Here is a 14,043-nt window from a genome sequence, read left to right on the forward strand (position 1 = left end):
AGGGACTTGCGGAGAATCAGAGCCGATGCGAACCTCGCCGCAACATGGCTCGCGCGCGTTCTGATTCTCCGCCTCTCTTTGAGATCATCGAGAAGCCCGACTTCTCCTTCGAGACGAAGGCGATGGCGGAGGGCCTGTGGCCGGTTGCCGGGATGGACGAGGCCGGCCGTGGCCCCCTGGCCGGGCCGGTGGTCGCCGCGGCCGTGGTGCTCGATCCCGCCAACATTCCCGACGGCCTCGACGATTCCAAGCGCCTCAGCCATCTGCAGCGTGAAGCCTTGTTCCTGCGAATTCTCGGCTCTGCGCAGGCGATCTCAATGGCCTCCATCAGTGCCGAGGGTATCGACGGCAGCAACATCCTCAAGGCAAGCCTGGAAGCCATGCGCCGCGCCCTGGTAGGGCTGTCGGTCAGACCGAAGCTCGCCCTTGCCGATGGACGCGACGTGCCGCCTGGCCTGCCTTGTGAAGGGCGCGCGCTGATCAAGGGCGACCAGCGTTCGCAGTCCATCGCCGCCGCCTCGATCGTCGCCAAGGTGATGCGCGATCGCATGATGTGCGGCTGCGGCAACCATCACGATCGCTACGGCTTCGAAGTCCATATGGGCTACGCCACGCTTCGCCATCGCACGGCAATCGAGGCGCATGGCCCGGTGGCGCGGCTGCATCGCGTATCGTTTTCGCCGTTCAGGCTGGGTGGCGCTGAAGTGGTTGAGGAAGAGAGCTTCGTCGGAATGGACAGCTGATCTCCCCCCTCGAGGGGAGATGGCCGGCAGGCCAGAGGGGGTCGCCGCGCGTGAAACGCCGACCTTATCTGCGCTGCAAAATGACGTCGCGCCCGGTCGAGCCGCCCCCCTCTGTCGCCTTTGGCGACATCTCCCCCTCGAGGGGGGAGATTATCCCCGCCCACAACAAAAAAGCCGCCAGGTTGCCCGGGCGGCTTTCGATGATTGGCTAGAGGGACCCTCTAATTCAGCTTCGACTTCACGTCCGCAAGCGATGCCTTGAACAGATCGGCACCGGCCTTGGCGTCGATCTTGCCGGCAAGCAGCGCGCGCGCTGCCTCTACGGCGATGTCGACGGCGCTGGCGCGGACTTCGCTGATGGCGTCACGCTCGGCCTGGCCGATCTTCTGCTCGGCAAGCGCGGTGCGCCTGACAACATAGTCCTCGGTCTTCTTGTGCGCTTCGGCGGCAAGCAAGTCGGCTTCGCGCTTGGCGGCGGCGACGATGTCGGCGGCCTCCTGCTCGGCTTCCTTGCGCTTGCGCTGATACTGGCCAAGCAGTTGCTGGGCTTCCTCGCGCAGCCGGCGCGCTTCGTCGAGCTCGTTGCTGATCCTTTCGGCGCGGGCGTCGAGCGCCTTGGCGATCAGGCGAGGCACCTTGATGTAGACGGCAATGCCCAGGAAGATGACCAGGGCAACCGTGGCCCAGAGCGTCGCGAGAGATGTGGCGTCCATGATGCGCTCCTCACCGGGCCACGGATTTGACCGCGGCCGCGATCTCTGCCTTGCTGACCTTGCCGCCAACCAGGGCTTCGACAATCGCCGAAGCGGTGTCCTCGGCGATGCTGCCGACTTCCTTCATGGCATTGGCCTTGATGGAAGAAATGCGGGCCTCGGCTTCGCCAAGCTTGGCGTCGAGCGCGGCCTCGACCTTCTTGCGAGCGGTGTCGGCCTCGGCCTTAGCCGCGTCGTTGGCCTGCTGGCCGATCGCGTTGGCCTTGGTCTTGGCTTCCGCCAGTTCCTGCTCGTAGGCAGCAACGGCAGCGTCGGCCTCGCCCTTCAACTTGGCCGCCTGATCGAGATCCTGCGTGATGCGATCGTTGCGGACATCGATGATGCCGCCGACGCGCGGCATCACAACCCGCTTCAGGAAGAGATAGAACAGCCCGAAGGTGATCGCCAGCCACAGAAGCTGCGACGGGAACGTCGCCGGATCGAATGGCGGAAACGTGCCATGCGCTTCAGCAGGCACACCGGTGCTGGAATGCGTGTCGCCTTCCGTAGCAGCGTGGCTGGTATCGGCTGATGGCGCGGACTCTTGCGCAAAGGCAGATGTCACGAACATGGACTATCCCCGAAATTCAGGCCCGCCGCTCGCGCGGCCGGCCTGTCCAATCTTCCCGAGTGCTCAGCCGAACAGGGCCAGAAGCGCGATGAGAAGCGAGAAGATGCCCAGAGCTTCGGTCACGGCGAAACCGAAGATCAGGCGGCCGAACTGGCCATCGGCAGCCGACGGGTTGCGCAGTGCGCCCGCGAGGTAGCTGCCGAAGATGTTGCCGAGGCCAATGCCCGCACCACCCATGCCCAGGCAAGCGATGCCGGCGCCGATGTACTTTGCTGCTTCTGCGTCCATTTGTTCAACTCCTTTGGATCTAAAATTCCGTTGCGATTCCATCCGGCGCCAATGTTGGAAATTCTTGGGCCGGAAACTTTTGGACCTAGTGCCCGGGGTGCAGGGCGTCGTTGAGATACATGCAGGTCAACACGGCAAAGACGTAGGCCTGCAGGAAGGCGACCAGCAGTTCCAGTGCCGTCAGCGCCACCGCCATCGCCAGAGGCAGGATCGAGCCGGCGACGCCGACCGCGCCGAGCGCGCTCAGGCTGACCACGAAGCCGGAAAACACTTTCAGCGTGATGTGGCCGGCGAGCATGTTGGCGAACAGACGAACCGAGAGGCTGACCGGGCGCGACACGAAGGAGATCACTTCGATCAGCACCACCAGTGGCAGCAGGAAGACCGGCACGCCATGCGGCACGAACAGTTTCAGGAAGCCAAAACCATGCTTCATGAAGCCGTAGACGACCACGGTTGCGATCACCAGCACGGCAAGGCCGAAGGTGACGATGATGTGGCTGGTGACGGTGAAGAAATACGGGAACAGGCCAAGCAGATTGGCGACGAGCACGAACATGAACAGCGAGAACACGAGAGGGAAGAACTTCATGCCTTGCGTGCCGGCGGCATCGCGCAACATGTTGCCGACGAACTCGTAGGCCATCTCGGAGACCGACTGAAGCCGCCCGGGAACCAGGCTGCGGCTTGACGTCGTGAGAAACAGGAATCCAGCCGCGACGATAACGGTTGCGACCATGAACAGTGCCGAATTGGTGAAAGACAGGTCATAGCCGCCGATGTCGATCGGAATCAGCTTGTTGATATGGAACTGGTGGATCGGATCGACCTTGTCAGCTGCCACGTTCAAACCCCGTCAATGCCGCGTACGGCCTCGTTACCATTACCGCACATGGTGCGCGGTCATTTCTTGTCGTCTTGGCCACGGCGCGATTTATCGCCCTGTCCAAATTCTGCCACAACGCCGGCGGAACGCATCACATTGAGCACTCCGGCGCCAAAACCAAGCAGCAGAAACACGATCAGACCCCATGGCGATGTCCCCGCCAGACGGTCGATGATCCAGCCGATGCCGGCACCCACCACCACCCCGGCGATAAACTCGCTGGAGAGTTTGAGCGCCTGACCGTAACCGGCCACACTGCCCGCTTTCGCGTCGTCTTTCCCCTCGAGCCGGCCCGGCCGCCTTGTCGCAAGCGAAGCTTCCAGGTCACGGCGGCGCCGCTCAAGATCGTCGTCGCGGATATCGGGTTCATGCTGATTGCCGCGGCCGGTTTCTCCGGTTCCGTCTGGCCCATTCTTGTCGGCCATCGCAACCCCCCTGCCCGGTCAGACCATCACCGTCCGTCCGCTTCTAAAGTCGCCGGCAACATAGTTAGAGGGTTTGCGCCCGTCAAGCCACGGGCGGAAGTTCATTGCCATGTATTTTAGGCAATAAAATCAATGGATTACAAAGGTGCGACATCGTGCCCGCCATGATGACAAGGATGCATGGCGCGAATCCCCCGCGCAATGGCCCTTTGATCGGCTGCGCGCCACATCAAAGATCAGCGGCTGCTCCGCACTCAGCTCCAGCCGCCGCCATAGGTCCGATAGAAGATATGCAGGCCGATCTTGGTCATCTTCTGCATCGTGCGCGCCCAGCCGGGATGGACATATTGGGCATAGTAGTGGGTCGACGATCCGACCTCCGGGATAAAGATCTTGCCGGCAGTGACGGCCATGGCGATCTCCTGGGCGGTCTTGTAGGCGGCTGGGCTATCGATGCGCTTCTTCCTGCCGTCGCAGGCGAAGGAGAACTGGCAACGGTTGAACCAGCTGTCGTTCTGGTAGACGACGCCGCAGATCGAATTCGGATAGGTCGGATTGCGGACGCGGTTGAGGATGACCTGGGCGACGGCGGCCTGGCCGCGCACGGATTCGCTCCTCGCCTCGAAATAGATGCCGTTGGCAAGGCATGCCTGCTCCTTCTGGGAGAAGACACTGGCGGGCAGCGGGTTCTGGATCCACGAATGATCGCCCTTGGCCATCGGCGGAATGAAGCGGCCCTCATTGGGCTGCTCGTCCTGAAGCAGGGCTTCGAAGGGCGATGCCTTGGCATAGTCAGGCTCGGACTGCGCGTAGGCGGTGGCCAGCACGTCCGGATGGTCGTTGTTGACCAGCGCTGCCAGCATGGCCGGCACGCCGGGATCCGGCTTCTTGTCCTCGCGCGCATGGAATGCCGCGGCGATCTGGATTTCCTTGCCTTTGATCTGCGGCTTGGCGAAAGCCATTTTCAGGCCGCTGTCGATGCTGGGCCGCAGCAAGGAGGAGGTGCGCTCGAAGATCGAGCCGGCGTTGAAGTTCTTCGGCGGTGCGACGGGAGACATCTGGACGATGCGCCCTTTCTTCTCGGCGCGCACGACGCGGTCCTCATCGGGCGTGCCGCTGACCTTGCCGCCCTTTCCGCGAAACGACACGTTGCCGACACCGGCCAGGTGGACACCCGATCCGGAGATGGAGCCGGTGACATCAGAATCGACAAAGGGCATCTCGGCAGCATGGGTCGAGCCGGCGACGGATTTCTCGACATAGGAATTCCAGCGGGTGTTCGCTTCGAGGCCGGAGACAAGGCTCGTCATGTCCTGATAGGCGACGATGGTCGGAAAGCCGATCCAGATGCCGAGACCGATGACGAACGGGGGCAGAAAGCCACGTCTTCTCTCACCGGCGGCGGCAACCAGCCGCTTCAACACACGTCGATGCACGGAACACTCTCCAGGAACGCGACAGACCCCACTGGAGAGCAAAATGATGCATTAACCTTGATGGGACGTTAACGGCTTCGATCGGACTGTTCTCAGCCGGCTTCAGGTCGTGGTTCCGAAGTCGGGCGGTTTTGCGGCCGAACTCAGGCCGGACGCAGGAAGATCGGCCGGGCGATCAGCGCGCAGATGGCGGCCGCCAGCCAGACGCCGGACCAAGACCAAAGGTGCAAGAGCCCCGGAATGGCCACCGGCACCAGGAAGAAGCCTACGAAAACAAAGGTGTTGGCAAGGCTGAGCGCGGTCCCGACATGGCTGGCCCCGGCAAGGGTGGCAAGCTCGGTGTAGGCGACACCGTGCCAGGCGGAGACCGAGATGCCTGCGACAATAAGCACGACTGGAAGGACAGCCAACCAGATGAGCTGGCCGCCCGGAACGGTTGGGCCGAACAGGACCAGCAGCCAAAGCATGGCGAAGGCAAGGGCGCTGAACGCGCTGCACAAGCGAAGAAATTGGCGGCGGTTGCCGTGACGGTCGGTGAAGCGGCCGCTCCAGATGCGCATGACCATGGCGCCGATCTGAACGGCGGCGAGGCTCGCGCTGATTGCCGCCGTTCCCAACCCAACGAAATCGTGCAGGAATACGGAGGCGAAGGTGAGCACGGCCACCTGCGGAAAGCAGAGCAGGCCGATGGCGGTCGCGATACGCCAGACATCGCGATTGCGCAGCGGCGCCGGTCCGACCGCAGCCGAAGCGAGATGGCCCTCGCCCGCCGTCGGCGGCTCGTGCAGCCAGCGCCAGGCGAACAGGGCAGACAGAGCGGATGCGCCCGCCAGCACCCCGAACACCGCGCCAAAGCCGAAAGCCAGCGCAAGCGAGGGCAGCACGAGCGCGCCAAGGCCACCGCCAAGCGGCACCGCCGTCTGCCTGATGCTCATGGCAAAGCCGCGCTCGTTTTCCCGAAACCAGCCCATGATGGCGCGGCCGCTCGAACCGTTGACGCTGCCGCCGAGCAGTCCGGTGATGAGCAGGCTCGCGGAGAGCAGCGTGACGCCGGGAATACCGGCCTTTGTCGGCACAACCAGCATCGCCATGGCCAGGAGCCACACCGCCGTCGCGCCGAGCCCGATCAGGAGCACGCGGCGATCGCCCCAGCGATCGGTAAGCAGGCCCCAGGGCAACTCGCTGAGCGCGACCCCCAGCCCGAGAAGGCCGAGCGCCAGGCCGAGCTCGGCATTGCCCAAATGATAGCCCTGGCGAAGAACGACCGCCGTCGCCGGGATGCCGGAGAACGTAGCCGAGAAGGCGGCATTGGCGGCAACGCCGATGCCCAGAACCTTCCAGCGATGGCCCGGCTTGAAAACCCTCCCGGCGGAACCGGTATCTTCCAGGAGCTTCGGCGACTGCCGATCGGTGCAATTGACGATGGCGGACATGATTTCATTTCCCGTGCTGGCCAGTGGTCCGGCCTTGACGATCTGTCCCTACCGCCATAATTTCATCCTGAAAATCAGGAAGTTTTGAACTTACAATCCTGAAAATCGGGACTTCAGACATGCGACGCGTAACTTTCGACCTCGACGTCCTGCGCAGTTTCGTCACCGGTATGGAGCTGGGCAGCTTTGCCAAGGCCGCTGACCGGCTTGGCCGGTCGACGTCGGCGGTCAGCGCGCAATTGAAGAAACTGGAAGAACAGGCGGCGACGCCGATCTTCCGCAAATCAGGACGCGGCCTCGCTTTGACCGAGGCCGGCGAGACCATGCTCGGCTATGCGCGCCGGCTGATCGAATTGAATGACGAGGCGGCATCCGCCATCCATGATGTCGAGCTGGAAGGCTGGGTACGGCTCGGCTTGCAGGAAGATTTCGGCGAGGCGGTGCTGCCGGACGTGCTCGGCCGATTTGCCCGGGCGCACCCCAAGGTGAAGATCGAAGCCAGGATCGCACGCAGCCACGACCTTGCTGAAAGGGTCATGTCAGGCAGCCTCGACATCGCGCTCGCTTGGCACTGCGGCGAAACGCTGCCCTACAGCCAGCATGTCGCCGATGTGCCGATGCGCTGGATCGGGCCGGCAAAGCGCATCGAGACCAGCCTGCGCGACGGTGAGCCGCTGCCGCTGGTGGCGCTCGAAGCGCCATGCCTTCTGCGCACGGTGGCAACCGAAACGCTCGACCGCGCCGGGCTGTCGTGGCGGATGGCCTTTTCCAGCCCGAGCCTTGGCGGCATCTGGGCAGCCGTGGCGGCGGGGCTGGGGCTGACGATCCGCACCGACATCGGCCTGCCGGCCAGCGTCAGCGCGATGACGCCGGAGATCGCCGGGCTGCCGGCATTGCCCAAAATGGCGTTGGTGCTGCACCAGAAGGATGCTGAACTGGATCCGGTGGCAGCGCGGCTGGCCGACATATTGTTGCAGGCGGCGTTGCAGGCGCTGCCACGGGACGAGCGGTTGAAGGAGGTCGCTTAGACAGCCGGAACAGGTATCCAGTGTCGCGTTCCGTCCCCTCTGTCCTGCGGACATCTCCCCCGCAAGGGGGGAGATTGGATGTCGCGAGTGCTCTCGCGAATCTTCAACGTTGCAAGAAAGGCGCCGTCAGAACGAACTGCTGATCTCCCTCCTTGCGGGGGAGATGGCCGGCAGGCCAGAGGGGGGTGCTGTCCCGCCAATTTTGCGGAGAATTCCCGCGAGCAAAGGGGCTCATTCGAGCCCGACCGCTTATTTGCGCTTGTTCGACCTACCGGCGAACGGATTGTCCGACGTGCGCAGCGCAATGCGGATCGGCACGCCGGGCATGTCGAAGGCTTCGCGCAGGCTGTTGGAGAGATAGCGGACATAGGATTGCGGCATCGCATCGGGCCGCGAGCACTGGACAACGAAACCCGGCGGCCGGGTCTTGGCCTGGGTGACGTACTTGACCTTCAGCCGGCGTCCGGCCACGGCAGGCGGCGGGTGGTGCGCCAGGATGCCTTCCAACCAGCGGTTGAGCTTGCCGGTCGAGACGCGGCTGTTCCACACCTTGTGCGTCCTGATGACGGCATCCATCAGCTTGTCGAGGCCGCGCCCGGTCTCGCCGGAGACAGGTACGGCCTGGAGGCCGCGCGCCTGGGGAAGAAGCCGTTCCGTCTTCTCTCGCAGTTCGGCCAGAAGCTCCTGGGGATGGTCGATCAGATCCCATTTGTTGAAGGCGATCACCGGCGCCCGGCCTTCCCTGATGATCAGGTCGGCGATCTGCAGATCCTGCTTCTCGAAGGGGATGGTGGCGTCGAGCACGATGATGACGATCTCGGCAAACCGGATGGCGCGTAGACCGTCCTGCACCGACATCACTTCCAGCTTTTCATGAATCCTGGCCTTGCGGCGCATGCCGGCCGTGTCGAACAATTTCAGGCGGCGACCATGCCAATCCCAGTCGACCGAGATCGAATCACGGGTAATGCCGGCTTCCGGTCCGGTGAGCAGCCGCTCTTCGCCGATCAGCGCGTTGATCAGCGTCGACTTGCCGGCATTGGGACGGCCGACGACAGCGATGCGCATTGGCTTGGTGTCGTCATAGGTGTGCTCGGCATCCGGATCGGCGATATCCTCGCCGATCAGAACCTCGCCGGCAGCAACGTCTTCGTCTTCGCCTTCTGCTTCGCCGAAGGCGCGCGCTTCGCCGAGCGCGCCGATCACGGCGTCGCGCAAATCGGGCATGCCCTGGCCATGCTCGGCCGAAACAGGGATCGGCTCGCCAAGGCCGAGTTCCCAGGCTTCCAGCATGCCGCCCTGGGCGCCCTTCGCCTCGGCCTTGTTGGCGACCAGCACGACCGGCTTGCCGGACTTGCGCACGATCTCGGCGAAGGTCCTGTCGTCAGGCAAAAGCCCAGACTTGGCGTCGATGGTGAAGAAGATCAGGTCGGCCTCGCGGATGGCGATCTCGGTCTGCGCACGCATGCGGCCGGGCAAGGTCGAGGCGCCAGCGTCCTCGAAGCCGGCGGTGTCGATGACATCGAAGTGCAGGTCGTAAAGCTTGGCGGCATGGACGCGACGGTCGCGGGTGACGCCCGGCGTGTCGTCGACGAGCGCCAGCTTCCTTCCCACCAGCCGATTGAAAAGAGTCGATTTGCCGACGTTAGGTCTGCCGATGATGGCGACTTTGAAGGTCACGACGCACTGCCCGACCCGCGGATCAGCTCGGACATCAATGTTGCGCGCTCGCGGGTGTTGCGCGGGGCGCCGTCATCGGCGGCGATCTGGTCGAACAGTTTCAGCGCATCCTGCGTCTTGCCTTCCTTCCAGGCGGAAAGGCCGAGCGCCTCGCGCGCCGTGTGGCGCAGCGTGTTGGTGTCGGATGTCAGTGCCTCGACACGGCTGGACACGTCGGCGAAGGAGCCATGGTCGACGAGCAGCAGCGCTGCCCGCAGGCGCGCCATGTCGCGAATTCCCTGGGGAATGGCTGTGTCGGCGGCGACTTCGTCGAAATCCTTGACGGCGGCGGGAACATCGCCCTTGTTCGCCTTGACGGTCGCGCCGCGCATACGGGCGAGCAGCGGATAGGCGCCGTAGCCATCCTTCTCCAACTGATCGAGCGCAGTCAGCGCCTCATCGTTCTTGCCGTCATTGGCAAGCTTCAGCGCCTGCGAGAACGCATCGCCCGAGCGGTTGGCGCGCGTCTCGTCCCAATAGCGATAGCCGACGAAGGCGGCGGTGCCGAGCACCACGAGGACCGCAATGACAATCAAGGCCGGGCCAAAACGGTCCCACAGCGCCTGCGCCTGCTCGCGACGGATCTCGTCGTTGACTTCACGGATAAAACTGTCGTCGGACATCAATCAAACCATTCCTGCCCCGTCGGGCCTTTGTCAGCCCGCGTTTTAGCGAAATTTTGCCGGCATGGAAGGGGTTCAACCGGAAAATCGCCTATTGTCCGGGGCAAACGGATGTTTGCCCCGGACAAGCAGCCGAAAAGGCCAATCGCACCCACGCCACATTTAGGCGATAGCCGGCTTGCAGACGTTCCCCGAGTGAAGATCAGATTGCCTATGCTTCGTCCGTTCCGCGTTGTTGCGTTTTCGCTTGCGGCACTCGCCGCCGCCGGTGGGGCTTTGGCCGATCCACCGGCGCCGGCAAAGCCGAAACAGGTCGTCATCATCTCATTCGACAGTGCCCGCGACATTTCGCAGTGGAAACGCAGCCGGGCACTGGCTGAGCGCACCGGCGCGCACTTCACCTATTTTCTCTCCTGCGTCTTCCTGCTGTCGACGGAGACACGCAAGGAATACACCGCACCCGGCAAAGGCGCCGGCAAATCCAACATCGGCTTTGCCGCCTCGAAGCAGGAAGTCACCGAGCGGCTCGAACAGATCGGCCTTGCCGCGCATGAAGGCCACGATATCGCCAGCCATGGCTGTGGCCATTTCGACGGCAAGGACTGGAGCAAGGCCGACTGGCTGAAAGAGTTCAGTTCGTTCGAGCACATTCTCGAGAACGCCTATGCGATCAACGGCATTGCACCCGAACCACAGGGCTGGCGCGATTTCGCGCGGCATGCGGTGGTCGGCTTTCGCGCGCCGTATCTGTCGACCGGCAAGGCGCTTTACGAGGCGCTGCCGGCGGCCGGATATCAATTCGATGCCAGCGGCGTCTCGCAGGGCCCTGCCCGACCGACGGCCAGCAACGGCATCATGCACTTTTCCCTGCCGCAGATTCCGGAAGGACCGAAGTCGCGGCCGGTTATCGCCATGGACTACAATCTGTATGTCAGGCATTCCGGCGGCTTCGAGCGGCCAAGCCAGGCGGGCGAGTTCGCCAACCGGACCTATGCTGCCTTCCGCGCCGCCTTCGACAAGCAGTATGCGGGAAAACGCATTCCACTGGAACTCGGCTTCCACTTCGCGCTGATGAATGACGGCGCCTACTGGAACGCGCTGGAGCGCTTTGCCGGCGACGTCTGCGTCAAAGCCGATGTCGAATGCATCAGTTTTCGCGATTATGTTTCGCGACAGGACGCTGGCCAAAGGCAGGTCTCAATCGGCGGCTGAGCCGCCGACCCGGTTCGATTTCCAAAACCTTAGGCTGGGTCCTCGGCGCTCTGTCTTGCCAGATAGCGCTGGTCGATTTCAGGCAACGGCTCGCCTTGCAGCGTCGCTTCGAAGGCACGCAGGCGCTTGTGGACCGATTGCAGCTCGACGATGGTCGACCAGGACGTGAGCAGAAACTGCAGCGACCCCGTCACCTTGCCGAATGCGTTCGAAATCTGGTTCAGCGCGCCGAACGTTATCTTGTGCGCCACCAGTGAGGGACCAAGGATCAGCAGCGAGAAAATGTTGTCGGCCTGCAGGTAGGTGTAACGGACGACGTTGAAATAGATGTAGTGGAAATACAGCCTGAAATAATTGTGACGAACATTCTCGAACAGCTCGGCGGTGGTGGCCGGCTGGGCGCGGTCCGCATGATCCTCGCCGTAGACGAGTTCCTTGCGGTAGGCGGCTTCGACACGCTGGTTGCGGAACTGCAGCCCTGGAAGTTTCAGACCGGCAACCATGACCGAGATCGTCCCGAACAGACACCAGGCAAGGGCCGCGACAACCAATGGCTGCGGGATCGCGCCGATAATCGGCAACTCAGTGATATGGGCCTGCAACTGGATCATGACCGGCAGGAATGCGATCAATGTCATGATCGACTGGACGAAGCTGGAGCCGAGGTCTTCCATGATCTGCGAGAACCGCATCGTGTCTTCCTGGATACGCTGCGAGGCACCCTCGATATGGCGTAGCCTGCTCCAATTCTCGACGAAATAATTGTTCATCGCCGTGCGCCAGCGGAAAATCCAGTGGCTGACGATGAAGGCATTGACCACCTGCACATTCATGCCGACCAGCGCGAGCCACGAAAAATCCGCCAATCCGATATAAAATTCGCTGTTGGTCGACTTTCCAGTCCCCGACATCAGTCCCTGCACATAGTCGAAGAATGGTCCGTACCAGGCGTTGACGGCGACACTGACCTGCACATTGAAATAGATGAAGAACAGGATGACCGCGGTCATCAGGATCGACCAGCGCTGCCACGGATGCGGCGAATACCAGCTCCAGAATGCGTAGAAGACGGCCACGCAGAACACGAAATAGAGATAAAACCATAGAAACGGCGGCGACATGAGGATCGCGATGCCGATGATGGGCGGCGCGCCGGCCGCAGCCGGCGGCAATCCCAAAACCGCGCCCAATTGTTCACCACCGAAAAACCAGAACAGGATCGCCGCAAGGCTCCAGACGGCGGCCGAAGAGAAGAAGAGCTTCGGCTGCGGGAAAAAGGATACGAACACTGTGGCGAATTCCTCGATCTAGGCGCAAATCAGCTGACGGCAGCGGGCATAAAGTCACACATTAGTGGGAAAGAAAATGCCTGTGCCCGATGCCCGGCACAGCAAGCCCACAATCATGGCGATTTTGGCGCAGCCGACCATGTGATGGCCCCGGAGACGACCAGCGCGACCGCCGCGGTGATCGAGGCGAGGAAGAAATCGCCGGACATTTGCGCCAGAAATCCGGCCGCGACCGGCCCGATGATCTGGCCAAGGCCGAACGCAGCCGTCATCAGGGCAAAGATCCGGCGCGGCGCGCTTGGCGCCTGCTGCCGGGCGGCCTGCAGGCCAAAGGCGGTGATGGCAATGAAGGTGCCGCCGAGCAGCACGCCGGCAAGCAGCGGCCCGGTGGCGCCGCCGATGGCGACGCTGGCGGTGACGCCGGCAACTTCGATGAAGCACGCCAGCGCATAGGCGGCATAGAGGCCGGTCCGGGCCGCGATCTTCTGCCAGAGCCAGACCGAGGGAAAGCCAGCAAGACCGGCGACCATCCACACCATGGCCTCGAAGACGCGGCTGCCGCCGCCTTGCCGGACGATGGCGACCAGGAATGTCGCCGTCACCACATAGCCAAAGCCGAACAGGCCGTAGGCGATGATGACCTTGACCAACGACCGGTCCATCCGCAGTGCCGGCTCGCGGGCGACTTCGCCGCTGCCGAGCGGACCCTCATTGACCAACAGGGCCACGAGGACGAAACCGCAGGCCGAAATCGCCGCCGACCATAGCCAGCCTGCCGCCCAGCCGGAATGCTCGGCGACCAGCACCGCCATCATCGCCGCCGATGCCGCTATGCCGAGCCCGACGCCGCCGAAATGCCAGGCCTGCAGGTCGTTGCGACCGGCAGCCGCGATATGGCTGAACACGATGCTGGCCATGAACACCATGACGAAGGCGCTGGCCAGACCGGCCAGAAAGCGGATGGCGAGAAAGGCCGCCATCGCTTCGGTCAGCCCCATCAGCGCGGCAAGGACCGCACTGGCGCCAAGCCCCGCCAGCATCAGCAGGCGCTCGCGCCCATGCGCCCAGCCGCCCGCCGCCGCCAACGCGCCGACGAGGTAGCCGAGATAATTGGCAGAGGCGATCCAGCCGGCATCGGCAGGCGACAGATGCAGTTCCTGCATCATGCCGGGCAGGATCGGCGTGTAGACGAAACGGCCGATGCCCATGGCAATCGCCATGGCAATCATGCCAGCGAAGGCGAAACGCAGCGCTGTCGAGGTGGCTGATGTCATTGCACTGCACAATAAGTGCAGGGATCGCTGAAACAATCGCCATCTGTTGGGCCAGTGCGTGCGCGGGACGCGGTGCTCGCCTCGACTTTCCCCAAGCCGAACGCTTCGCGCCTGCTCAGCAGCGACCGCCGGCGCGTAGCGGAGCCGTTTCGTGCACTGTCCGCCGTGCCGTCAGCCTGAACGGCACATCGCCCAGTTCGCGCTCCGACATGGTGTTCAGCACCGGATGCGAAAGCGGATCGATCAGCCATCTCTGCGCCTCGCCGTCCGGGCGCGGCTCATACGGCCTGCTCGCAGTGAAAAAGACCTTCAGCGACGACGACAACATCCCTAACATTTCCGGCTCCACAGGTCTGTCTCTCCC

Annotated in this window: 15 protein-coding genes; 3 read left to right on the forward strand and 12 right to left on the reverse strand. The window is 63.2% G+C overall.

Translation table 11 applies throughout. The features are described 5' to 3' along the window. Positions 1 to 44 precede the first annotated feature (44 nt). The gene (locus EJ079_RS31140; protein WP_127811029.1) at positions 45 to 743 is read left to right on the forward strand and encodes a ribonuclease HII; all 699 of its coding nucleotides are present in this window, start codon (positions 45 to 47) and stop codon (positions 741 to 743) included. A gap of 221 nt (positions 744 to 964) precedes the next feature. Here the strand turns inward: EJ079_RS31140 and EJ079_RS31145 are convergent, their stop codons facing one another. From EJ079_RS31145 to EJ079_RS31175, 7 genes are all read right to left on the reverse strand, one after another. Beyond that, complete coding sequence (locus tag EJ079_RS31145) at positions 965 to 1,456, reverse strand: F0F1 ATP synthase subunit B (protein WP_127270951.1); 492 nt, start codon at positions 1,454 to 1,456, stop codon at positions 965 to 967. Between the two features lie 10 nt (positions 1,457 to 1,466). Further along, on the reverse strand, positions 1,467 to 2,066 hold the full coding sequence (locus EJ079_RS31150; RefSeq protein ID WP_127811030.1) for a F0F1 ATP synthase subunit B: 600 nt from the start codon (positions 2,064 to 2,066) through the stop codon (positions 1,467 to 1,469). 63 nt (positions 2,067 to 2,129) lie between these two features. Continuing rightward, positions 2,130 to 2,354 carry a F0F1 ATP synthase subunit C gene (locus EJ079_RS31155; RefSeq protein WP_006206606.1) on the reverse strand — a complete coding sequence of 75 codons (225 nt, stop codon included), beginning with the start codon at positions 2,352 to 2,354 and terminating at the stop codon, positions 2,130 to 2,132. An 85-nt stretch (positions 2,355 to 2,439) separates the two neighbouring features. Beyond that, entirely contained in the window at positions 2,440 to 3,198 is a 759-nt protein-coding gene (locus EJ079_RS31160; RefSeq protein WP_023808677.1) for a F0F1 ATP synthase subunit A, read from the reverse strand. Between the two features lie 59 nt (positions 3,199 to 3,257). Further along, complete coding sequence (locus EJ079_RS31165) at positions 3,258 to 3,665, reverse strand: AtpZ/AtpI family protein (protein WP_127397544.1); 408 nt, start codon at positions 3,663 to 3,665, stop codon at positions 3,258 to 3,260. Positions 3,666 to 3,919: 254 nt separating this feature from the next. After that, a complete protein-coding gene (locus EJ079_RS31170) occupies positions 3,920 to 5,101 on the reverse strand; it encodes a cell wall hydrolase (protein ID WP_127811031.1) in 1,182 nt (393 codons plus the stop codon). A 143-nt stretch (positions 5,102 to 5,244) separates the two neighbouring features. Then, positions 5,245 to 6,534: an MFS transporter gene (locus EJ079_RS31175; RefSeq protein ID WP_127811032.1), complete on the reverse strand. Its 1,290-nt coding sequence runs from the start codon at positions 6,532 to 6,534 to the stop codon at positions 5,245 to 5,247. 119 nt (positions 6,535 to 6,653) lie between these two features. Between EJ079_RS31175 and EJ079_RS31180 the strand changes: the two genes are divergently transcribed. Continuing rightward, on the forward strand, positions 6,654 to 7,562 hold the full coding sequence (locus tag EJ079_RS31180; RefSeq protein WP_027036003.1) for a LysR substrate-binding domain-containing protein: 909 nt from the start codon (positions 6,654 to 6,656) through the stop codon (positions 7,560 to 7,562). Between the two features lie 249 nt (positions 7,563 to 7,811). Here EJ079_RS31180 and der read toward each other — a convergent pair whose 3' ends face one another. Further along, complete coding sequence (gene der, locus EJ079_RS31185) at positions 7,812 to 9,242, reverse strand: ribosome biogenesis GTPase Der (protein WP_127396280.1); 1,431 nt, start codon at positions 9,240 to 9,242, stop codon at positions 7,812 to 7,814. Then, complete coding sequence (locus tag EJ079_RS31190) at positions 9,239 to 9,904, reverse strand: tetratricopeptide repeat protein (RefSeq protein WP_127811033.1); 666 nt, start codon at positions 9,902 to 9,904, stop codon at positions 9,239 to 9,241. Before EJ079_RS31190 ends, der begins: the two co-directional genes overlap by 4 nt. A 213-nt stretch (positions 9,905 to 10,117) precedes the next feature. Between EJ079_RS31190 and EJ079_RS31195 the strand changes: the two genes are divergently transcribed. Then, positions 10,118 to 11,116: a polysaccharide deacetylase gene (locus tag EJ079_RS31195; RefSeq protein ID WP_127811421.1), complete on the forward strand. Its 999-nt coding sequence runs from the start codon at positions 10,118 to 10,120 to the stop codon at positions 11,114 to 11,116. A 29-nt stretch (positions 11,117 to 11,145) separates the two neighbouring features. Here EJ079_RS31195 and sbmA read toward each other — a convergent pair whose 3' ends face one another. The 3 genes from sbmA to EJ079_RS31210 all read right to left on the reverse strand — a co-directional run bounded on the left by sbmA (position 11,146) and on the right by EJ079_RS31210 (position 14,016). Then, positions 11,146 to 12,405: a peptide antibiotic transporter SbmA gene (gene sbmA, locus EJ079_RS31200; protein WP_127328446.1), complete on the reverse strand. Its 1,260-nt coding sequence runs from the start codon at positions 12,403 to 12,405 to the stop codon at positions 11,146 to 11,148. A 113-nt stretch (positions 12,406 to 12,518) separates the two neighbouring features. Further along, positions 12,519 to 13,679 (reverse strand): YbfB/YjiJ family MFS transporter, encoded by a 1,161-nt coding sequence (locus EJ079_RS31205; protein ID WP_127811034.1) that lies wholly within the window; start codon positions 13,677 to 13,679, stop codon positions 12,519 to 12,521. 115 nt (positions 13,680 to 13,794) lie between these two features. After that, on the reverse strand, positions 13,795 to 14,016 hold the full coding sequence (locus tag EJ079_RS31210) for a hypothetical protein (protein ID WP_127811035.1): 222 nt from the start codon (positions 14,014 to 14,016) through the stop codon (positions 13,795 to 13,797). Positions 14,017 to 14,043: the final 27 nt, after the last annotated feature.

Source organism: Mesorhizobium sp. M7A.F.Ce.TU.012.03.2.1 (genome assembly GCF_004006095.1).
Classification (GTDB): domain Bacteria; phylum Pseudomonadota; class Alphaproteobacteria; order Rhizobiales; family Rhizobiaceae; genus Mesorhizobium.